Annotated in this window: 21 protein-coding genes; 5 read left to right on the top strand and 16 right to left on the bottom strand. The window is 53.0% G+C overall.

Going from position 1 to position 20655, the window contains the following annotated elements:
- Positions 1 to 97: 97 nt before the first annotated feature.
- The 5 genes from E5161_RS16230 to msrA all read right to left on the bottom strand — a co-directional run bounded on the left by E5161_RS16230 (position 98) and on the right by msrA (position 4895).
- Positions 98 to 376 carry a GNAT family N-acetyltransferase gene (locus E5161_RS16230; RefSeq protein ID WP_136778889.1) on the bottom strand — a complete coding sequence of 93 codons (279 nt, stop codon included), beginning with the start codon at positions 374 to 376 and terminating at the stop codon, positions 98 to 100.
- A 107-nt stretch (positions 377 to 483) separates the two neighbouring features.
- Positions 484 to 855, bottom strand: a complete 372-nt coding sequence (locus E5161_RS16225; RefSeq protein ID WP_136778888.1) for a hypothetical protein — start codon at positions 853 to 855, stop codon at positions 484 to 486.
- A 155-nt stretch (positions 856 to 1010) separates the two neighbouring features.
- On the bottom strand, positions 1011 to 2258 hold the full coding sequence (locus E5161_RS16220; protein WP_136778887.1) for a DUF445 domain-containing protein: 1248 nt from the start codon (positions 2256 to 2258) through the stop codon (positions 1011 to 1013).
- Between the two features lie 126 nt (positions 2259 to 2384).
- Positions 2385 to 4187: a carbon starvation CstA family protein gene (locus tag E5161_RS16215; RefSeq protein WP_136778886.1), complete on the bottom strand. Its 1803-nt coding sequence runs from the start codon at positions 4185 to 4187 to the stop codon at positions 2385 to 2387.
- 69 nt (positions 4188 to 4256) lie between these two features.
- A complete protein-coding gene (gene msrA / locus E5161_RS16210; RefSeq protein WP_211246751.1) occupies positions 4257 to 4895 on the bottom strand; it encodes a peptide-methionine (S)-S-oxide reductase MsrA in 639 nt (212 codons plus the stop codon).
- Between the two features lie 124 nt (positions 4896 to 5019).
- On the opposite strand from msrA, the gene E5161_RS16205 reads away from it, so the two are divergent.
- The 3 genes from E5161_RS16205 (at position 5020) to E5161_RS16195 (ending at position 7522) form a co-directional block, all read left to right on the top strand.
- Complete coding sequence (locus E5161_RS16205; RefSeq protein WP_136779065.1) at positions 5020 to 6156, top strand: GAF domain-containing sensor histidine kinase; 1137 nt, start codon at positions 5020 to 5022, stop codon at positions 6154 to 6156.
- A complete protein-coding gene (locus E5161_RS16200) occupies positions 6153 to 6806 on the top strand; it encodes a response regulator (protein WP_136778884.1) in 654 nt (217 codons plus the stop codon). The genes E5161_RS16205 and E5161_RS16200 overlap by 4 nt, the downstream gene beginning before the upstream one ends.
- 149 nt (positions 6807 to 6955) lie before the next feature.
- On the top strand, positions 6956 to 7522 hold the full coding sequence (locus E5161_RS16195; RefSeq protein WP_136778883.1) for an NADPH-dependent FMN reductase: 567 nt from the start codon (positions 6956 to 6958) through the stop codon (positions 7520 to 7522).
- Between the two features lie 147 nt (positions 7523 to 7669).
- On the opposite strand, the gene E5161_RS16190 is transcribed toward E5161_RS16195, so the two are convergent.
- The gene (locus E5161_RS16190) at positions 7670 to 8164 is read right to left on the bottom strand and encodes a GNAT family N-acetyltransferase (protein WP_136778882.1); all 495 of its coding nucleotides are present in this window, start codon (positions 8162 to 8164) and stop codon (positions 7670 to 7672) included.
- Positions 8165 to 8287: 123 nt separating this feature from the next.
- Here E5161_RS16190 and E5161_RS16185 point away from each other — a divergent pair, with 123 nt between their 5' ends.
- On the top strand, positions 8288 to 8836 hold the full coding sequence (locus E5161_RS16185; protein WP_246042339.1) for an RNA polymerase sigma factor: 549 nt from the start codon (positions 8288 to 8290) through the stop codon (positions 8834 to 8836).
- The gene (locus tag E5161_RS16180) at positions 8836 to 10050 is read left to right on the top strand and encodes a SurA N-terminal domain-containing protein (RefSeq protein WP_136779063.1); all 1215 of its coding nucleotides are present in this window, start codon (positions 8836 to 8838) and stop codon (positions 10048 to 10050) included. Before E5161_RS16185 ends, E5161_RS16180 begins: the two co-directional genes overlap by 1 nt.
- 10 nt (positions 10051 to 10060) lie before the next feature.
- Here E5161_RS16180 and E5161_RS16175 read toward each other — a convergent pair whose 3' ends face one another.
- The 10 genes from E5161_RS16175 to E5161_RS16130 form a co-directional block, all read right to left on the bottom strand.
- A complete protein-coding gene (locus E5161_RS16175; protein ID WP_136778881.1) occupies positions 10061 to 10231 on the bottom strand; it encodes a type II toxin-antitoxin system antitoxin in 171 nt (56 codons plus the stop codon).
- A 10-nt stretch (positions 10232 to 10241) separates the two neighbouring features.
- Positions 10242 to 11114, bottom strand: coding sequence for an SPFH domain-containing protein (locus E5161_RS16170; protein WP_136778880.1), 873 nt, complete (start codon positions 11112 to 11114; stop codon positions 10242 to 10244).
- Positions 11115 to 11270: 156 nt separating this feature from the next.
- The gene (locus E5161_RS16165) at positions 11271 to 12521 is read right to left on the bottom strand and encodes a Zn-dependent hydrolase (RefSeq protein WP_136778879.1); all 1251 of its coding nucleotides are present in this window, start codon (positions 12519 to 12521) and stop codon (positions 11271 to 11273) included.
- Between the two features lie 20 nt (positions 12522 to 12541).
- On the bottom strand, positions 12542 to 13897 hold the full coding sequence (locus E5161_RS16160; protein WP_136778878.1) for a dihydroorotase: 1356 nt from the start codon (positions 13895 to 13897) through the stop codon (positions 12542 to 12544).
- Between the two features lie 28 nt (positions 13898 to 13925).
- Entirely contained in the window at positions 13926 to 14669 is a 744-nt protein-coding gene (locus tag E5161_RS16155) for an IclR family transcriptional regulator (RefSeq protein WP_136778877.1), read from the bottom strand.
- Positions 14670 to 15644, bottom strand: a complete 975-nt coding sequence (locus E5161_RS16150) for a nucleoside hydrolase (protein WP_136778876.1) — start codon at positions 15642 to 15644, stop codon at positions 14670 to 14672.
- 4 nt (positions 15645 to 15648) lie between these two features.
- Positions 15649 to 17184 (bottom strand): HAL/PAL/TAL family ammonia-lyase, encoded by a 1536-nt coding sequence (locus E5161_RS16145; protein WP_136778875.1) that lies wholly within the window; start codon positions 17182 to 17184, stop codon positions 15649 to 15651.
- 20 nt (positions 17185 to 17204) lie between these two features.
- The gene (locus E5161_RS16140; protein ID WP_246042337.1) at positions 17205 to 18290 is read right to left on the bottom strand and encodes a thiohydantoin desulfurase; all 1086 of its coding nucleotides are present in this window, start codon (positions 18288 to 18290) and stop codon (positions 17205 to 17207) included.
- A 1-nt stretch (position 18291) separates the two neighbouring features.
- On the bottom strand, positions 18292 to 19962 hold the full coding sequence (locus E5161_RS16135) for a thiourocanate hydratase (protein ID WP_136778874.1): 1671 nt from the start codon (positions 19960 to 19962) through the stop codon (positions 18292 to 18294).
- Positions 19963 to 20010: 48 nt separating this feature from the next.
- The gene (locus E5161_RS16130; RefSeq protein WP_136778873.1) at positions 20011 to 20643 is read right to left on the bottom strand and encodes an ABC transporter permease; all 633 of its coding nucleotides are present in this window, start codon (positions 20641 to 20643) and stop codon (positions 20011 to 20013) included.
- Between the last annotated feature and the right edge of the window lie 12 nt (positions 20644 to 20655).

Raw genomic sequence — 20655 nt, 5'->3', positions numbered from 1 at the left:
CCAACAGATAGGTCCGCAGGGTGGCTGTCTGTTAGTCAGTCTCGCTGACTGACGGTGCAGATTAGTGTATGCTGCAGGCGGTTTTACCGCCTGCATGTCAATCCTGCTGCCAAACATCCTGGTATTCTTTTTTTCGCCTGAACAGCGCGTGCGCATAGGAACAAGCCGGAATAATTTTGCGGTTCGTTTCCCGCGCATGTTCCACCACCCGCATCACCAGCTCTTCCGCGAGCTTCTGACCCCGCCAGGCCGGATCCACGTAGGTATGATCGATTACGAGCGTTGCTTCCCCTTGCGGCACGAAAGTGATTTCGGCGACCGCCTCTCCATCGTCCTTCATGACGAAACGATTGCCATCCTTTAACGTTTCCAGCATTCTGCTCACTCCTTTATCTTACAGGACTACCATCCGAATATTTTACCCCATCAAACAAACAAAAAAACCGGCCTTGCGGCCGGCGTATCGTTGGATAACTCCCTTGCTTATGCTTTCGATTTCGATTTAAAGATGCCGAACATCAGAATGACACAGGAAGCAATGTAGACATACGGACCGCTTGCCGCCGCATTCACGGATGAGCCGAAGAATTCGATCGTTTTCGAATTGATGTACACGATGCCCAAAATAACGCCGATCACAGCCGAGATAAAACCTATCATTTTATTGAGCGGTTTCCCCGTCCACACCATGATCGCCGGATATGCGAAAGCGAGGATCAAATAGATCGCACCTTGCCCGAAGCCGGTTTGGGAAATAAACCCGACATCCACCCACTTAAAAAAGAACGAAAGAAATGCGAGAATCGTAGAGCCGATAATGACTTTTTTGCCCAAATCCCAGCTGCCGAAATTCAATGTGGTTTCCTCCTGCTGTATGTAGTGCCGACGGACGGCTAGAGCACAGTATAGCAAGAGTGTTTATTTTTATATAGGACAATAAGTGGAATATTCTTATAAATTTTTCATAAAGCCTCCTAAAGACAAATGAAAAGGAATGGATCGCTCCATTCCTAGTGGCGTAACAGTTCGATCGCGGAGAGCACCAGTCCGATCACAAAGCCGCAAATCGCCCCGTTCACGCGGATCCACTGCAGGTCTTTGCCGATTTTCTCCTCGAGCATCCGAACCAGAGAAGCGTCGTCCATGCGGTCGAGATTCTCTTTCACCAGTTGGCCGATCCGGTAATGGTTCGACTCCACCAAATTGACGACATAATCTAGCAGCCGGTTCTCGGCGGTCTCCAGCCATTCCGATTCCTTGCTCAGGCTTCGTACCACATTCCGATAAAACGAAAATACGGCGCGCCCCCCTCGTGAGCGTTCCAACGCCAGCTTATCCAGCAGCATGCTTCGCATTTCTTCCAGCCGCACTTTCAGGAAAGCTTGGCCTTCTTCACTGTTCAGCCTGCTCACCGCCCACTCCTTGATTTGACCGAGCCGATTTTCGTCGCCCGCGATTTGAAACAGTTGAATCCGGATTTCCTGCATGATCCTTTCCCTGTATTCATTGTCCTGATCCAATAACTCCTCACCGGCGGAGATCAGCATATTTTGAATCATAGAGCCCAGCTTATTTTCATCCATAAATCCGGCAAAAGCCTGGATCGCAAATCCCATCAGGCCTTTCGCTCTCGCTTCGGACAACTTCCCGAGCGCCATTCTGCCGAGCAAGCTTCCGGTTTCCGGCCGCGCCGCCCATTGAAGCGCTTCGGTGATGACATAATCGAACGCTTTTTGATCCAGCCGGGCATACATCGCTTTCGTCAGCGCCGATTCGGCGGCCGCCGCGGCATCTACACGGCGAATGTAATCCGAAATACCGGATTGCAGCACGGGAAGCGATTGTTCCAACGGCAGCCGGCGCACGATGGTCATGAGGAAGTCGACGATGCTTGTCCTAACCGTACGTTTGCGAAGCAGCTTGACGGAAATAGAGCCAACAGCCCGCAGCAAGTGAAGCTGACGCAATTTATTTTCAATGCTCTCTTTGTTGAGCAACTCGTTTTCCATGGCCGATATGAGCGAACGCACAATTTTGTCCCGGTTCTTGAGCAGCAGCGAAGTGTGCGGAATGGGAATACCGAACGGATGGCGAAACAGGGCGGTGACGGCGAACCAGTCCGCGATGCCCCCGACCAAACCGGCTTCAAAGGCTCCTCTCAGCAAAAAAACGAGAGCAGTCTGCGGCATCCATAACGTGACCAGAAAGCCGCATGCCATGATCGCCAATGACAACCCGGCTAAATATTTTGAACGCATGCCGCATCCCTCCTTTACGCACTCCATTCTACCCATTTTCACAGCCGGCGATCAAATCGCCTTTCTTACAAATATAAACGGGCTGCGTTTAACGCAACCCGTTTATCATATAACCTATTTTATACATTAAGCCGTTTTCGAACGTACGGGGCGTTCCAACCGGAGTCTGGGCCGCTTCCACAGCTGACGCCATTTGCCTATCGCGGTGACGATGATGACCACACCGAGCGCCAGCATAATGATCGACAGTACCGCGTTCAGTACACTGTGTCCCGGACCGGAACCGAGATATACTTTGGTGATCATCCAGATCCCGGCGTACATTACCGTGGCATACAGATAAATGAGCGGAACGAGACAGGTTAAGGCGTACATGCGGTGACTCGCCATTTTCAGAATCACCGTCGTGCCGACGATCAGCCCGATGGCCGCCATCAGCTGGTTGGACACCCCGAACAGCACCCAAATCGAACTGATATCGCCCGAGTAGAGCAGGTATCCCCACATGAAGCAGGCTAACACGCTTGAAATAATGACGCCGGGCATCCAGTCCGACTTGCGAAGCGGCTTATATAGGGAACCGAAAAAGTCCTGAATAATATAGCGGGAGACGCGTGTACCGGCATCGATCGCCGTCAAAATGAACACAGCTTCGAACATAATGACGAACTGGAAGAAATACGAGGCCAAGTGGTTAAACCAAGGGACGCTGCGAAAAATGTCGGTCATACCCACCGCCAAGCTCACGGCGCCGCCGGGTCTGCCTTCCAGATTTAATCCGATTTCTTGGCTCAATGCCGGCAGGTGATGGACCGTCATGCCGAGCGTTTGGAACTTCTCCGGCGTCGAATTGATGGCGAAATAATCGCCCGGCATCAGTACCGTAGCGGCCACAAGAGCCATAACGGCGACCATGCTCTCGACCAGCATCGCGCCGAAACCGACCATTTTGATATCCTTCCATCGGTTCAGCATCTTCGGTGTCGTGCCGGAGCCGATAAACGCGTGAAAACCGGAAATCGCTCCGCACGCGATCGTGATCGAAACAAACGGCCACACCGGGCCTCCGATGATCGGTCCACCGCCGTTAACGAACTGGGTGAACGCCGGGAACTGAATCGCCGGATTTACCACGAACACGCCGGCAATCAAAGCGACGAATACGCCGATTTTCATAAAGCTGCTCAAGTAGTCGCGCGGGGCGAGCAGCAGCCAAACCGGAAGCGCCGCAGCAAAAAAGGCGTAAATCGGCAAAATGATCGCCAATGTCTTGATATCCAGCGTGAGCAGATCACCGATGGCCGTATCCTTGATGTAGGGACCGGCAATCACAGCGCCTGCAAGCAATAGAATCCCGACGACGGACGCCTTTTTCAAATCGCCGGTTTTCCGATGATACAAACCGATCAGGATGGCGATCGGAATCGTCATCGCGACCGCGAACGTACCCCACGGATTTTGGGCCAAAGCATTGAGTACGACCATGGAAAGACCGGCCATCGTAATCGTGATGATGAACAGCATCGCGAGACCCGTACAAAACCCCGCAACCGGGCCCAATTGCTCTTTGGCCACTTCGGAGAGGGACTTTCCTTCCTGCCTCATCGAGGCGAACAGGACAACCATATCATGCACAGCGCCGCCGAGCACGGCACCGATCAGGATCCACAGCAGGCCGGGCAAAAAACCGAACTGCGCCGCCAGCACCGGTCCCACGAGGGGTCCGGCAGCCGCAATGGCCGCAAAATGATGGCCGAATGCCACCCATTTGTTCGTCGGGACATAATCTTTGCCGTCCTCCAGCGCATGAGCCGGTGTCGGGCGCGTCTCTTCGATTCGAAGAACCTTCACCGCCATGAACGTCCCGTACAGACGATACGCAATCATCAACACACAAGCCGCCGCAATCACAATTGTAACCGCATTCATTAATGCTTGCCTCCTCTCTACACACCTGCCTCATCTGTAAACACAAAATGCGACGGCTGAAACTGCCGTTTACCACCGGATTTGACGGATCAGGTCCATGCATCGAGACTGATTCTCCGGAGTTATTGGCCATTGTTCGATCTCTTCCTTGATCTGTTGCAAATTGGTATAACCTTTAGCCAATCCGTTCAAGCGGGCCGCCAAAGTAGAATTCGTGATCTCGTCCTCAGAACAATAGAGTATGTTCATCTTCTCCACGGCATTCGGATAACGTTTCAAATAATATTTTTGGTGCCTGTCTTCGGCTATGTAAAATTGCGTGAATGGCAGAATCTCCGTATCCAGCTTCCCCTTTTCTTGCTCCATCCGCTGCTTCACGCGATGCATGGCCTCTTGTTGCTCGCGATCGCGATAAAACAATAGGGACATATATTGACGTCCTTTATAACCGTTAATATTCAAGGGATTGTGGTTGTTCCAGAACACGTTCAAGATCTCATCTATCGAGACAATACCGGGATCAAAATCGATTTCGACCGTCTCGGAATGGTCGCCCATCTCACGATAAGTAGGATCCGGAGAATGACCGCCCGCATAACCGACGCGTGTACGAAGAACACCCGGCAATGACCCGAACAAGGCGTCCGGACTCCAGAAGCAACCCATGCCCAACGTAAGCGTGTCGGTATTCTTCGTTTTATTACTCATGTTCGTCCCTCCCCGCATATGAACACATTATAAAGCAAAAACCACAGCCTCATACGGGAAATGGTCTGCCATGTTCAATTCCGTTGCGGTAAGATAGAAAGCAAAGGAGAGAACGCCCGTGACGATGGATCGGCATGTGCAGGAGCTGGTGACGCTCAAAACGATCGCCGAATCCTTAAATCAATCCAACGATTTAACCCCTATGTTGAACAGCGTGCTGAAAAAACTGCTGGAACTGACGGGATTGACCACCGGTTGGATCTTTCTGGAGGACGGACCGCGTCATTATCGTTTCGTAGCCGATCACCATCTTCCTCCCGCCCTGCAAATCGACGACAAGCAGCCCATGCGCTGCGGCGACTGCTGGTGTATGGACCGCTATTGGGCCGGAAGGCTGAAAAACGCGGTCAACATTCTGAATTGCAAACGGATAGAAGATGCGATCGAGCATCGGACGGGTGATACATACGGGATTACGCATCATGCTACCGTTCCGCTGAAAGCCGGCAATCGCCGATTAGGCGTCATGAATGTGGCCTCGCCCGGCAAAAGCAAATTCACCGATGAGGAGCTCGCCCTGCTGGAAGCGGTCGCCTTGCAGATCGGCAGCGCCATCGAAAGAGTTCGTCTGTTTGAAGCGCAGCAGCAGCGCGCGCGTATGGAAGAGCGCAACCGGCTCGCGAGAGATTTGCACGATTCGGTCTCTCAGATGCTGTTCTCACTCTCCATGACGGCCAAAGGCGTGGAAAGCCTGATCGCTTCCGGGCAATTGGATGCCGCGCGGGACAGCATACGGGATATCCAATCGCTCTCTCAGAATGCTTTGAAAGAAATGCGCGCCCTGATCATGCAGCTGCGCCCAGCGGGCCTGGAAGCCGGGCTTCTCACAGCCCTGAAAGCATATGGCAGCCAGCTCGGCTTAACGATTGACGCAAGCATGACGGGCGTCCGGCAGCTGCCGCGCCACGTAGAAGAGGCGCTATGGCGCATCGGCCAAGAAGCGCTGAATAACGTCATCAAACACGCCGGTGTCCTTGAAGCGAAGGTGGAGCTGGAGATGGAGGCCGAAAAAGTGGTTCTGCGCATTACCGACAAGGGCCGGGGCATGACCACTAGAAGCCGCCGGTCCGGACAATCGATTGGCCTATCCACGATGCGGGAACGGTGCGAAGCGCTGGGCGGCCGATTTGCGTTGACAAGCCTGCACCGTAAAGGAACGGTGGTTGAAATTACACTCCCGCTCGAGGTGGCAAACCCGTGACGATCAAATTATTGTTGGCCGACGACCACGCGATGGTCCGTAAAGGATTGCAAGTCTTTTTATCCACGCAGCCCGACCTGGAGCTGGTCGGTGAAGCTTCGAACGGAATGGAAGTGCTGGAAAAAGCGGCGCTCTTATTACCGGATATTATTCTCATGGATTTACAAATGCCCGTTTTGGACGGAATGGAAACGACGAAGCGGCTCAAGGAAGTACAGCCTTCCGTGAAGGTCATCGTGTTGACCTCCTTCGCCGATCAGGCGCATGTACTGCCCGCTATCCGCGCCGGAGCCAGGGGTTATTTGCTCAAGGACGTGGAACCGGAGGAGCTGGTACGCGCCATCCACAGGGTGCAGGAAGGAAAAATCGAGCTGCATCCGGAGGCAGCGGGCCAATTGGTGAACCTCGTGTCGGCACCGGAACCACCCCCGGAATCGCGAGACGCTTCTCCGTTCTCTTTGCTGACCAAACGCGAGCAGGATGTGCTCCGTCTTCTGGCGGCCGGCAAAAGCAACAAGGAAATCGGCAGCGCTTTGTTCATTACCGAGAAAACGGTGAAAACCCACGTCAGCCATGTACTCGACAAGCTCGGATTGGCGGACCGGACTCAGGCGGCCATACTTGCCGTCAAGAACGGATTTGAAATGTAAGCACACTCCGCCTCATACCAAAGTCGTAGAAATGTTCAGCCGAAGGTTGAACATTTTTTTTCGTGAAATCAGCCGTTTCGCCGACGTCTCGGCCCGGGAGCTGCTCTACAATAAAATCATAGAAGAGCAACCAGAAAGGAAGATCGCGCATGAACATTGTCATTATCGCAGGCAGCAACCGGAAAGACTCGACCAGCACCCGACTGGCCGAATATATGGGGCGTCTTATCCGTCAGCAGGGCCATCAGGCCGCCTTATTCGATTTGCACGTCTCGCCTCTTCCGTTTTATTCACCGGACGAATCTTATGTGGAGCACGCGACGCTCCAACAATTTAAAAAGGCGATGCTCGAAGCGGACGCGGTCATTTTGTCGACTCCCGAGTATCATGGCGGCATGTCGGGCGTACTCAAAAATGCTCTCGATCATCTAGGCCAAGACCATTTCAGCGGCAAGGTCGTGCTGAGCATGAGTTCTGCGGGCGGAGCCGTCGGCGTCAGTTCTCTCCAGCAAATGCAGGCGATCGTCCGAAACCTTCACGGCATCAACTGCCCGGATTGGATCTCGATCGGCGGCTCTCAGCGGAGATCGTTCGAGAGCGGACAAGACGAATACGAGAGGCCGGAAATCGATGACCGCCTTCACCGCGTACTGGCTTCTTTTTTGAATCTTGCCCGGTTGGTTCGCGGTCAGTCGAATCATTCCAAAGCCGTGTAAGACGAAAAAGCCGCCGGATCGCCTCCGGCGGCCAAGTACCCTCTTTTTTTCTACTTCCTTAGATCGTCATGCCTGCTGCGTATGTTCATGGCGTTTTGTTGGACAGGACTCTTGTTCAGTGCAAGTGAATTTAAGTAGAAACCATTATTATAACAGCTTATAAAGGTAGTACTCGTTTACATATTCACCGTTCACTTTCAAGGAATGTACTTTTTCTCCCTCTAGGATGAATCCCATCTTCCTATATAAGTTAAATGCTTTATGGTTGTCTTTCATCACCGTGAGTCCTATTCTTAATAATCCAGCTTCTTTTGCCCATTCGAACACTTTATGGAACAATTTTGTCGCAATACCTTGCCCTCGATAGTCTTCAAGCACTCCTACAACGAGATGTGCGGAATGTCGATTCCGGATCAGATTGCCGCCCAACGCAGCAATAAAGCCTACAAGATTGTTTTCCATTTCGGCTACAAAGAAAATTGTGGTCGGTTCGGCTAGAATTTTTTGAATATATTGTTTTTGTTGTTCAACGGTGGTCTGTCGTTCTCCAGGATCGTACAACATAAAACCGGACTCATCGAGTTCTTTGTTTAAATTCAAAAAGTTTTCCGCATCATCAACTTCAATCGGTCTAATGTTCATCTATGGCTCTCCTCGGTAAGCTTTGCTTCAATAATAACAAGTAAAGGGTTCAAAAAAAATGTTGGAAAATAATTGAACTCTTTCATGGTGATCGTTGTCTATGTTTAAGGGGGGATGCGCTCAGTGGAATATGATTACCTTCGGGTTATGACCGGAGAATATTCGAAAAATGAAATATTAACCGATATCATGCGATCATACGGCAAGGACGTCTGGAACTACGCATTCGCCTTATCAGGCACACGGGACATGGCCGACGATATTATGCAGGACGTGTTCTTCAAAGCACTTAAGCATCTGGACACTTTTCGCGGTGAGTCCTCGATGAAAACGTGGCTATTGAAAATAACACGAAACACAGCCCTAAACCATAAAACAACATGGTTTATTCGAAAGGTCGTTCCAATCGATAAGTGGCTTGAGCACGGCAATAAATCTGAGTTTCCATCAGCAGAGACAAAGGCATTGGAGCGCATTCAATTAAATGAGGCTTGGACCCATGTGATGAAGCTGCCGGTGAAATTTCGAGAAGTTCTGATTTTGTTCGCGTATCACGGCATGACGCAAAAGGAGATCGCGGAGACGATCCGTATTCCCGAAGGAACGGTGAAATCGCGACTGCATCATGCACGGATAAGATTTGCGGAGCATTACCAAAGGGGTGACGACTAATGGCTCAGTACCGCTTAGATCTGGAAAACGAGTTAAAGCAGTCGCCCATTGACGATAGCGCCATTTTCTCGAGTATTGAAAAGGTTACAGCTCGCCACAATAAACACCTAGAAAAATCGAAAAGAAGGGCCTTGCTTACCATTAGCTTTACGGCATTATTATTGATTGGTGTTATCGCACTCCTAGCTCTCGGTCCCCTTTCCGAAACTTTTTTTCATACAAAGACTGCAAACACAGCTGAAACGCCTTTGGTCGAAGGTGACGGCATTCGGATCATGCCGGAGGAGTTTTTTCTCTATAAAAGCGGTGTTGCGTTAGGTAATCAGCAGCCCGGTCTCAGTAAAATCAACGTTACCGACGAGCAAATTGTAGAAAATTTGATTATGGGGCAATTAACTGTACGATACGCTAAAAAATTGGGTCTCACCGTATCGCCGAAAGAATTGGATAAGGAAATTTCTTTTCAGAGAGACTCCCTAAAACAAGCTTCGAATGATAACCCAGTAAAACAGGTGATGGCAAAACGTATTGAACAAAGCGGTCTTACCGAGGATGAATTCTGGAGAAGCGAACTCATCAGAAGAAAATATGAAGAATCGATTTTGAAGGGGAAACTTTATACAAAACTCATTCAGGACGGAACGATCAAGAGTGGGGATGGGTCGGAGTTCGGGGAATTCCAGAAGAAACTGCTCGCCGAGAAAAAAGAAAAGCTTACTATTAACTGGTCAACTGTTTCTGGAAGCAAAGCGCAATGGATAGAAAGAATCGCCCACCCATACGAAAACGTTAAAACTTTGACAGGAACAGCAGTCATCCAAAATCAATCGTTATCCCAAAAAGTTGAGTTCCAAAGGACCAAGAGTTCAAATGGAACGCAGTTCTCATTTACGAGCCCGGGTGCGACAAGTCCTCCTACCCCTTTTGAAGAGAAAGCTACTCGTACTTTTATTGCACCTATGACGACTCTTTCGTGGCTGGCTTCTGATATTAACCTGTGGTCGATTGAAAAGCCGGAAACGTATCTGGGCCGCAACGCCCATGTACTAGAAGGCAAACTGCCATTGGCGAAAGCACAGCAATGGCAGGCGGAGACATTTAAGCTGTGGTTGGATGACGAAACGAGCATGGTGTTAAAAATGGAACTTTACGATTCTAAAGGCGATGTTGTGGAGAGCATTGCGGTGAAATCTTTGCAAGTGACTTATGAGTAAGAATTGACGGTCAGTTTTTATCCTGAGATTTGCGGAGACGACCGGCCTTATTCGCCGTTTCACGAAGCAAATATTCGATATGGGCGTTCACGCTGCGAAACTCGTCGGAAGCCCATTTTTCGAGTACTTGATATAATTCAGGATCGAGCCGGAGCGGAAATGCTTTCTTCTCTTTAGGCATGGGCTCGGTCCTAGCTGTAGAGCGTTCCCGTATTGATGACCGGTGTTGCCGCGCGATCGGAGACGATCGAGACCATCAGATTGTTCACCATAGACGCCCGACGTTCGCTGTCCAGCTCGATCCCTTTTTCCGCCAGCCGGGTCAGGGCCATATCCACCATGCCCACCGCACCCTCAACGATGATTTGCCGGGCCGATACGATGGCGGATGCTTGTTGTCTCTGCAGCATCGCGCTGGCGATCTCCGGAGCGTAAGCCAGATGGGTGAGGCGCGTCTCAATGATCTCAACGCCGGCTACCACGAGGCGGTTTTGCAGCTCCGCCATAAGCTCGGACGCCACTTCGTCGGCATTGCCTCGCAATGAATGACGCTGATCGTCCGCATAGGTATCGTAAGGATATTGCGCCGCGATATGGCGAATGGCGGTTTCACTTTGTATTTCTACAAACTTCTCGTAATTGTCCACATCAAACTTCGCTTTTGCCGTGTCGACGACTTTGAACACGACGACGGCAGCGATTTCGACCGGGTTACCCTCGGCGTCATTCACTTTCAGCGTTTGGCTGTTAAAGTTACGTACCTTTAGCGACACCTTCGATTTGCTCGTGAACGGAACGACCAGCCAGATGCCGCTATCCAGCACGGTCCCCATATACCGGCCGAAAAAAGTGAGCACTTTCGCTTCGTTAGGCTGAACGATGGTGAGCGATGTCAACGCCACAATAAACAGGATAATCAAAATAATGCCCAAAGTGATGAGCCACCCGTTCGGATTCGTTTCGGACCCTCCGGCGACGAAGCTCGCAATCGAACCGGCGAGCATCACGAAGGAGAGCAGCAGTACCAAAAAACCGTTCACATGCCATGCGATACGTTCCTTCATCCCGGCACACTCCTCAAATCATTTTGATATATTTATGATATCACTTTATTAAGAATATGGTAAGTGCGTGCATGAAAAACCCCCTCTCGTATCATGGGTGAATCGCCAGAGTGGCGTTTGGCCAATATCCACGAGAAGGGGTGCTATGGTTGTACATTATAATTTCTGGTCGAACAGCAGCAGCGCCCTCGCTACCGCCTCGACTCCCAGCGCCACATCTTCATATTCCGTCCATTCCTCGGGACAGTGGCTTCTGCCGTCACGGCTGGGGACGAAGATCATGCCGACCGGTGCAATTCGTGCCAGCTGATTGGCGTCGTGTCCGGCGCCGCTGGGCAGATCGAACGATGGAGCGGTCTCCCGGCAAGCGGCTCGGATCGTTTGCTGCACGTCGTCGGCTACTCGGATCGCTTCCGATTTGGACAAGCAATCGACATGAGCCTGCAGCTTTCTCTCGCCCGCAATCCGATGAACGCTCTCTTGGAACCGGCGCATGATGCCTTCGAGAATGTCCGCATCCAGAGATCGAACCTCCAGCTCAAACACCGTTCTACCGGGAATAACGTTCGCGCCGTTCGGTTCTACATGCAGCTTGCCGATGGTGCCGACCACCTGTTCGGCGTATGTTTCCCGGCAGATCGATTCTAGCTCCAGCACCATTTGGGAAGCGCCGGTTAAAGCGTCAAAGCGCATGTTCATCGGTGTCGTCCCGGCATGATTCGGCTTTCCTTCGACCGTGACGCGGTAGCGGTGAATACCGACGATGCCGGTCACGACACCCAGCTTGTTCCCGGTCTGCTCCAGCACGGGACCTTGCTCAATGTGCAGCTCCAAATAGAGCGACACATCGCCTTTGTTCCTGGCTTCCCCGGCGATGAGCTCTGGGCGTCCTCCCGCCATACGGATTCCGTCTTTCAGCAGCAAGCCGGTCAAATCTTGCCTGTCCATCATTTCCGCGGACAGGTTGTTCACCATCCCCCTGCTTCCGATCGTCGAGATGCCGAATTCGCTCGGTTCCTCCGCGGTAAAATCCACGATTTCTAACGGATGCCGCAGCACGGTGCCCGTTTCGCGGAGGCGGCGGGCTATCTCGATCCCGGCGATCACACCAATGATCCCGTCGTATCTTCCGCCTCCCGTTACGGTATCGGTATGAGAGCCGATCATAATCGGGGGCAGCCCCGGCTCGCTTCCCGCGATCCGGCCAATCAGGTTGGATGCCGCATCGATGCTGACATCCAAGCCGCAAGCCGCCATTTCTTCCCGCAGCCAGTCTCTTCCCTGTTGATACCAGCCGGTGAATGGACGGCGCGTCCAACCGGGCTTGCTCTCATCCACGAATGCAGCCAACGATTCAATATTGCTCCGCACTCGCTCCGCATCCGGTTTTAGCGGGAATGTGCTCATTTTCCGACACCTCCGGAACTTTACTTATGGTTCGCACGGACAAACCGCCCATAACCTTCTTGCCCCACGACCTCACCGTTATAGACGGCCGTGCCTCTTACGTAGGTCGAACGGATTTTCCCATAATGGAGCATGCCGTTGTACGGGCTCCAGCCGGCGCTGGAATGCAGCGTGGATTCATCCAGGACGTAACGGTCATTCGGATCGAGAATGACCAGGTCGGCGTCCAGTCCCGCTTCAATTTTGCCTTTGCGGTCTTCGAGGCCGAATCTCCGGGCCGGATTCTCGCTTAGGAGACGTACCAGATCCAGAATGGTCATTCTGCCTTTTGCGACGCCTTCGCTATAGATCACCGGCAGCAAGTTCTCCACACCCGGAGCGCCGGACGAATTTTTGAAAATATCCGGATTTGTTTTCTTTTCCAGCAGCCAAGGAGCGTGGTCGGACGTAATCATGTCCACCTGCCCCTTAGCGATAAGCCGCCACAGCTCCTCTACATCACTCTTCGACCGTAACGGCGGGTTGATTTTCGCCTTTGCGTGCAAGGTGAGCATGTCATCCTCGCTGAGCGTGAGGTAATGGGTGCACGTTTCCGCCGTAATGTCCGCACCTTGGGACTTGTAATATTCGACGAGCTCGAACACGCGGGGAAATGTCGAGTGGTAGAGATGCAGCTTGACCTGTGTGTAGTAAGCCAGCTCCATCACCAGCAGAGCGGCGGCCGATTCCGCGACCTTGGGCCGGCTCCAGGCATGAGAGCGCGGGTCTTCCGTGCCCTGATGCTCAAATTTTCGGATGTACCGGCGCACAATCTCGTCGTTCTCCGCATGCACGCCTACCGGACAGCCCGTTTCCGCGATGACGCCGAAAGCTTCCAACAATTGCGCGTCGTCGATGCGGGGAAACCTGAACGAATCCGTGTTAAACATCGAAACCTTGAATCCGCACGCGCCAGCACGAGCCAGTTTAGGGATCTCATCCAGTCCGTTCTCTTTATGAATAGTGGCCAGCAGCGCCATGTCCACGACCGATTCGCGCTCCAGCTTGGCGGCTTTCTCGACAAACAGCTCTTCCGTACAAATCATGCCCGTCGCATCATAAGGCATCTCAATAATCGTCGTAACGCCGCCTGCCGCCGCGGAGCGGCTCGCGGTCGCGAATCCCTCGTCCAGCGAGCTGTAGCAATGCACGTGGGCATCAATTGCTCCAGGCAAAATATAACACCCGGACGCGTCCACGACTTCGCCGGCTGTGACGCCTTCATCCGTCTCCAATACCTGCTCAATTTTGCCTGCGCGGATCCCGATTACAGCATCGTACAACACACGATCGGGCAAAACGGCATTCCCTTTTACAATCAGATCGAAGTTTTTCATGTTAATTGTACGCCCCCGCTTCCCTGTCTTATCGCTTCAATTTGGCCAGCTTCTCGGAGATTTCCCGGGCGGACTCCATAACGAGTACGATCGCTTGATCCCTGGCTTCCTTCGGAAAGCGGTCAATCGGTCCGACAACGGTGAGACTGGCGATGACGCGCCGGTAACCATCATAGATCGGGGCGGCAATGCCGCACACGTCCATATCCACCTCGCCGATCGTCATGCTGTAGCCGTTCTGCACGATATCGCCCAGCTCTTTGTCCAACTGCCCGCTCACCTGCGAATCCTTGCTTGCATGCGTAAGCTGCTCTAGAATTCGCTTGTTTTCATATGCCAGAATCGCTTTCCCTGAAGCTCCTTTATGAAGAGGGAGTATTTTCCCTTTCGGTATGGTGAACCGAATGAAACGAGGAGATTCGACACAGTCGATACAAATCGCCTGAAGACCTGTTCGGAAAGCCAACAAAGAGGTCTCGTTCGTCTTTTCGGTCAGCTGCTCCATCACCTCACGTGCGGCTATGATCAGCTCATGGTCGATTTGCTGGTGCAAGTTTCTGGCCAGATCCAAAATGCGGAGTCCGAGCCCAATCTGCCCTTTCGCTTTGCGCTCGACGATCCCGTTCTGCTCGAGTGTTTGCAGCAATCGGTACGCGGTACTTTCGGGAATCGCGACTTTCTCCGCAATTTCACATACCGATAACGTCCTCTCCGATTCCCCGAGCACAAACAAAATATCAAGCGCACGGCCCAGCACTTGCGTTCCGTTCATTCATCTCTCCCTCCCGACGCGATTAGGGCCGTTCTCGAGCAGCTCAACCATCCATGCCCAAAAAGCCTCGACATCCACTTCAACCGCCGCATCGACATTCGGTTCTTTTTGCATCACGTCGTTAAAATCGGCTACAGTCATACCGCGGGTAATATCCCCTTGCGTTTCTACTGTCATAAAGTACTTGCGAGTCTTTACGAGATCGGGGCGCACAGTAACCGCGAGAGCCAATGCATCATGCACAAAAGCCTCGTTCAATTCTACGGTCCCGTACAACGAAACTCCGGTCGTTTCGTTTCTATGCAACATGTATCGAAAAATTCGAGCGGCCAGTTCGGCAAAAGGGTTTGAAATGGAGCAAATCCGCTCATACACCGGCAAAGGGACTTTGCACTTCAGCGTAACGTCGAGTCCGATCATGGTGAGCGGAATGCCGCTGTCGAACACGATTTTGGCCGCATCCGGATCGACCCACATATTGAATTCGGACGTCGGCGTCATGTTGCCGCCCACCAGAGCGCCGCCCATAATTGTAATCTGCTTGATCATGTGCTTGATTTCCGGATAACGGGTCAACGCCAGCGCCAAATTGGTAAGAGGGCCGACGGCCAGGACACACAACTCCCCCTCACACTCTTTCGCAAAATGATAGAGGGTGTCGGCGCCGTCCTTATCGTATAAACCACGCGGCGACGACGGCAGAACGACATTCCCGAGACCGGTGGTGCCGTGGCTGATGGCGGTATAAAGTTCTCTTCGGAGCGGTGCCGCTGCGCCTTTCGCTACCGGGATGTCAAAGCCCAATTGGTCGACAATGTTTAGTGTGTTCGCGCTCGTCTTTGTGACCTCAACGTTGCCGGCAACGGTTGTGAAGGCTTTGATATCCAGCCTGTCTTGGGCAAGCAGCGCACAAATGATTGCGATCGCATCGTCCGTACCCGTGTCACAATCTATCACATACGGGATTTTGCTCATACCATCATCCCTCTCTCGTCGAATAGGAACAGGAACGGATCAGCGAGCGATCGAGAATCATCTCGTAAGCTAAACGAATTTCGTCCGACAACACTTTGTCCAGCTCCAGCGGTTCGATCTGTTCACGGAAGCGGGAGTACGCTTTTTCAACCCCATCGCCGAGGCGTATCTCCCCTCTCAAGTGGATAGCTTGGGCGGCATGAAGCATCTCAATTGCCGCAATATGCCTCGACAGATCGATGATTCGTTCCAGTTTGCGGACGGCAAGGGGCGCGTTAACCGCGAGATCCTCCATATCCCCCGCAAGGACGGCGGAATCCAAGGAAGAAGGCTGGGCCAGCAAACGAATCTCCGACTCTAGCGAAGAAATCGTCTTCTGCAGCGTAGAAAAGCCAATGACACTCTGATCATCCGGGGACAAAAAACGCGGAAGACCCGTGAACGCAGGCGTCCCGAGCCGTAGTGTCCGCTGAACGGAAGCTTTGGCCACGTGCGCCAGCGCAATCGCCAGTCCTTCCAGAGGCAGAATCCAATGAATGATTTCAAAATGCGCAGAAGGGATGATGACTCCTTCTTCCGGCAGCACACACGGATTATCGTCCGAGTGATTGATATGAAACAAGAATTGCCGCAGGCTGGCTTGCAATGCCGAACGTGCCGCGCCATGAATATGCGGGGCGCTGCGGAAGCTGATCGGATCTTGAAGCGGGCGGCTGAGCTCCGGGTTCCAGAGATCGCTGCCCTCTAGCAGCCCTCGAATTCTTGAAGCCGTTGCGGTGCAACCCTCTTCGGTCCGCACCGCGACCACTCTCGGATCAATCGAAGATACATTGCCCCGGATTCCTTCGAGCGACAAAGCCAGCACCATGTCGAAGTTGTCGAGCAAGTCAACACAATCGAGAAGCGCCAAACCGGCCTTACCCGCCGAGAAGGCGTTGGAACTGACGATCCCGAGTCCGTCTTTAGGTCCAAGCCGAAGCGGCTCCAGGCCCGCATGCTGCAGCGCTTCGCCCGCAGGCATGCGTTGTCCCCGATAGATGACATCGCCTTCACCGATCATCGCAAGCCCGATATGGGAGAGAAGCGTAATATCCGCCTCTCCCACGGAACCGAGCTCCGGAATGATGGGGTGGATGCCCAGATTGAGGAATTGCATGTACCTTTTCACGACATCCGGCGATAATCCGGCATGTCCGTTCAGCGCGGCGTTCAGCCGGATCAGCATGGCGGCACGCACCGTTTCCTCAGACGCATCCGGCCCGGTTCCGGCGCAATGGGAGCGAATCAGGTTTCGGTTGAAATCCGCCATCGCATCGGCTAAAACAAGCCTGTCCTTATTCAGCCCGACGCCGCGGTTTAATCCGTACACCGCTTCGTTGCCATGAAGGTAGGACAGCACCACTTCATTCGCATTGGCCACGATCGCAGACTGGGAAGGATCAATTGCTACTTGCCGGCGATGTAGCGCAACCGCCTCGATTTGTAAGAGTGATAATGTTTTGCCTGTTAAAAGAACGGCATCCTCGTGTCGATGCTCCAAACGAACTCATCCTTCCCTTTTCACGCGAAAGCGTAGGAAACCAAATCGATGCCGAGCGCTTTCTCGACTTCCGGATACACGCTCCGGTCCGTCACGCTGGAACTGAGCGGAATATAATTTTTGTGGATGTGGAACACGGCGATTTTCATCCCTTTTTTCAAATGCCCTACGCTGACGGGCGCCCCTGTTTCGGCATTGATCGTCGTGATGACGTCCGGGAAGGTCGCGAGGCGGTTCCCCTTGCTGTCCTCTATCGCCATATGTTCATTCATGACATGAATCTTGAATGGATTGCCAGGTACGTCGATCGTGATCGTGCCGATATCGAAAGCGCCGGAGTAGTGTACGTCAATCGAAGAAACTTCTCCCACACCCAGCACTTGTCCGTTTGTTTTATTGCAAATCGTTTGAATGATCGCGTCTCCGCCCTTGGACTCCACTTCTATAATCGCGTTGCCCAGGTCGATCGCCTTAGAGATGCCTCCGATCGCCGCGTGCTTCTTAATGTAGCTGGCCGGAAGCGGATGTCTCGCCGACGCGATAAATCCGCCGGACATGTCCGACGCAGTGCGTAAAATATTCGAGGTTTTGGCGGGAGTTCCTTTCACCACGAGCTCGAGATAAGAACCGGTCGAGCGCTTGCCCCCGACGACTACCTGAATTGTCTGGTAATCCAAACGGCTCGCCATGCCCATCGATCCCATCTTACCGGTCGGATGCGCGCGGATATCGCCGGTGGCGTCGACGACAACCAAATCCAGAGCCGCCGCAGGCAGCCAGCCGTTGATGGAGCTGGACATACCGTTTTGCGGCGTCATCACGCCGTATACCTTACCGTCGAAATTATCCATTAACAGTTTAACGGCTTTAATATAATCGCTGCCGAGCATTTCCCACTCGTTCCCTGCCGGGGCGCCGATCGCCGTTGTCGTAATGATGATCGCGTCGTCGGGAATTTCATCCACCGAGGCGAGCTTCGGCTGCCCGATCGTGACCGCCGCGCCGCCGATTTCCAACCCGTGATCGACCCAGCCGCCGCCTCCGCAAGCGTATACGGAACCGCCTTTTACTGCCGCTTTTACATCATCCATCGTTAATGTCCGCATTTCATTTCACTCCTTCGGTTTCAATCCGGCGAATGCCTTTTTTATCAATTTCATCGAACGATTCTTCATATCCCGCATCGGCATAGCGCAACACGCCGATGCCGGTATCGTTATCGAGCGCAGTCTTCAATCGTAGATCTGACATCTCGGTGCCGTCGGCCACGATTGTCACGCCTGCGCTGGTCATGTAACCGGAATACCCGCCGCCGCCGGAATGGATCGCGACAAGGTCGGCCATCGACGAGCAATTCAACATCGCATTTAGCAGCGGCCAGTCGGATATCGCGTCGCTGCCGTCTTTCATGCGTTCCGTCATAATATTCGGATGGGTCATCGCACCGGCATCCAAGTGATCGCGCGAGAAAGCGACCGGTCCGCTCAGGACGCCCTCCCTTACCATTTGGTTCACGGCAAGCGCCAGCTTCGTGCGCTCTCCGTGCCCGAACCAGCCGATCCGCGCAGGCAGCCCCTGGAAAGGAACATACTTGTTGGCGAGGGAGATCCAATTGGTCACAATTTCGTTATCCGCAAAATGTTTCAGAATATACTGGTCGATTTTGCGAATGTCCTCCGGATCGCCGGTCAAGGCCACCCACCGGAACGGTCCGATCGCTCTGGCAAACAGCGGACGCAAGAAGGCTTCCGTGAAAATATCGATGTCGAAAGCGTCCTTCACGCCATACTGTTGCGCTTGCGTCCGAATGTTGTTGCCGTTGTCGAACACGATGGCCCCTTTGCGCTTGAAGGCGAGCATCGCTTCGACTTGACGGGCGATGGAAGCTCCCGCCTTCGATTGGAGTTCCTCGGGATGTTGTCCCCTCATGCTGCGAACCTCTTCTTGACTTAAGCCGACCGGGATATAACCGTACATCAGATCGTGAGCCGATGTCTGATCGGTGACGATATCCGGTGTAATGCCTCTTTCCACGAGCTCGGGATAAATTTCCGCAGCATTGCCCACGAGCCCGACCGAGACACTTTCTTTGCGCTCCATCGCCTCCCGGATCCAGGCCAGCGCTTCGTCCAAGCTCCGGGTCTTCTTTTGCAAATAGCCGACTTCAATGCGCTTGTCGACACGCGATTCGTCGGCTTCAACGCAAAGAATCGCGGCGCCGACCATGACGCCGGCCAAAGGCTGTGCGCCACCCATGCCGCCCAAACCGGCGGTAAGGATGAAGCGTCCGGCCAGGCTTCCGCCGAAATGCTGGCTTCGGATCGTCGAGAAAATTTCGTACGTTCCTTGAATCACGCCTTGGGAGCCGATATATTGCCAAGCGGCTGCCGTCAGGCCGCCCCAGATGATCAGCCCTTTCTCCTGCAGATCGTAGAAGTTTTCGCTTGTCGCCCATTTGCCGACCATATTGCAGTTCGCCATAATGACGATCGGCGCCAACGCGTGCGTCTTCATGATGCCGATCGGTTTGCCGGATTGGATAACCAGCGTTTCGTCATCTTCCAAGTTTGTCAGGGTGTCCACGATCGCGTGATACGATCCCCAGTTTCTCGCCGCTTTGCCGAGCGCCGCGTAAACGATCAGCTCTTTTTGATTTTCGCCGTTTTCCAGCACATTCTCCAGCATGCGAAGCAGCGCTTCCTGTCTCCAGCCTTTGCAGCGGAGCTCCGTGCCTCGAGCCGCTTTGATCAATTCCACGTTACCACCCTTTTCGCCCATTTATGACACAAACTAGACTGAAATTCAGTCTAGTCCTCGTCGTCATTCTTATATAAATCGGCTGTACCTTCTCTGAACCAGAGAAAGAATCACTTCCGCCAACAGCGCAATGACGGCAATCGAAATCCCGCCAAGCACCAGCTTCACCATGTCGTTCATCATCATGCCCCGGAAAATGTAAATGCCGAGGCCGCCTCCGCCCACGATCGCCGCCAAAGTGGCGCTGGAAATTACATCGATAAAAGCGGAGCGAATTCCGACGAGAATGAGCGGCATGGCCAAAGGAAATTCCACTTTCGTAAAAATATCTCTCTTGCTGAGCCCCAGCCCGGTTGCCGATTCGATGGCGAACCGGTCGACGCCGGTTAATCCCGAATACGTATTGATGCAGATCGCCGGCAGCGCGAGAATCGTCAGCGCGAAAGCCGTGGGCATAAAGCCGGTCTTCAGGATCGGCATAAACACGATGAGCAGGGCGATGCTCGGAATCAACCGCAAAAAGGTAAACACTCCGATAATCGGGTTGGCCAGCTTATCGTATTTCGCACACAGAATGCCGATCAGCACCCCGACCAAAACCGCCGCAATCAGGGACACCAAGCTGAGCAAGACATGCTCCCGGATGGCCAAAGTAAACTCTTCCCGATGATCCATTACGTATTGCCACATGTCATGAATCAATGCCGCGCACCT

The sequence above is a fragment of the Cohnella pontilimi genome, assembly GCF_005049045.1.
In the GTDB taxonomy this organism is placed as follows: Bacteria; Bacillota; Bacilli; order Paenibacillales; family Paenibacillaceae; genus Cohnella; species Cohnella pontilimi.
Note: the sequence above shows the minus strand (reverse complement) of the source record. Positions and strands in the feature narration are given on the sequence as shown.

Excerpts from the sequence above, each read along its gene's own strand:
- E5161_RS16140 (WP_246042337.1), bottom strand. The coding sequence starts at position 18,290 with ATGCGGACATTAACGATGGATGATGTAAAAGCGGCAGTAAAAGGCGGT.
- E5161_RS16155 (WP_136778877.1), bottom strand. The coding sequence starts at position 14,669 with ATGAACGGAACGCAAGTGCTGGGCCGTGCGCTTGATATTTTGTTTGTG.
- msrA (WP_211246751.1), bottom strand. The coding sequence starts at position 4,895 with ATGAGTAATAAAACGAAGAATACCGACACGCTTACGTTGGGCATGGGT.
- E5161_RS16195 (WP_136778883.1), top strand. The coding sequence starts at position 6,956 with ATGAACATTGTCATTATCGCAGGCAGCAACCGGAAAGACTCGACCAGC.
- E5161_RS16150 (WP_136778876.1), bottom strand. The coding sequence starts at position 15,644 with ATGAGCAAAATCCCGTATGTGATAGATTGTGACACGGGTACGGACGAT.
- E5161_RS16205 (WP_136779065.1), top strand. The coding sequence starts at position 5,020 with ATGGATCGGCATGTGCAGGAGCTGGTGACGCTCAAAACGATCGCCGAA.
- E5161_RS16190 (WP_136778882.1), bottom strand. The coding sequence starts at position 8,164 with ATGAACATTAGACCGATTGAAGTTGATGATGCGGAAAACTTTTTGAAT.
- E5161_RS16135 (WP_136778874.1), bottom strand. The coding sequence starts at position 19,962 with ATGGGCGAAAAGGGTGGTAACGTGGAATTGATCAAAGCGGCTCGAGGC.
- E5161_RS16175 (WP_136778881.1), bottom strand. The coding sequence starts at position 10,231 with ATGCCTAAAGAGAAGAAAGCATTTCCGCTCCGGCTCGATCCTGAATTA.
- E5161_RS16180 (WP_136779063.1), top strand. The coding sequence starts at position 8,836 with ATGGCTCAGTACCGCTTAGATCTGGAAAACGAGTTAAAGCAGTCGCCC.
- E5161_RS16215 (WP_136778886.1), bottom strand. The coding sequence starts at position 4,187 with ATGAATGCGGTTACAATTGTGATTGCGGCGGCTTGTGTGTTGATGATT.
- E5161_RS16160 (WP_136778878.1), bottom strand. The coding sequence starts at position 13,897 with ATGAAAAACTTCGATCTGATTGTAAAAGGGAATGCCGTTTTGCCCGAT.
- E5161_RS16170 (WP_136778880.1), bottom strand. The coding sequence starts at position 11,114 with ATGAAGGAACGTATCGCATGGCATGTGAACGGTTTTTTGGTACTGCTG.
- E5161_RS16230 (WP_136778889.1), bottom strand. The coding sequence starts at position 376 with ATGCTGGAAACGTTAAAGGATGGCAATCGTTTCGTCATGAAGGACGAT.
- E5161_RS16165 (WP_136778879.1), bottom strand. The coding sequence starts at position 12,521 with ATGAGCACATTCCCGCTAAAACCGGATGCGGAGCGAGTGCGGAGCAAT.
- E5161_RS16220 (WP_136778887.1), bottom strand. The coding sequence starts at position 2,258 with ATGCGTTCAAAATATTTAGCCGGGTTGTCATTGGCGATCATGGCATGC.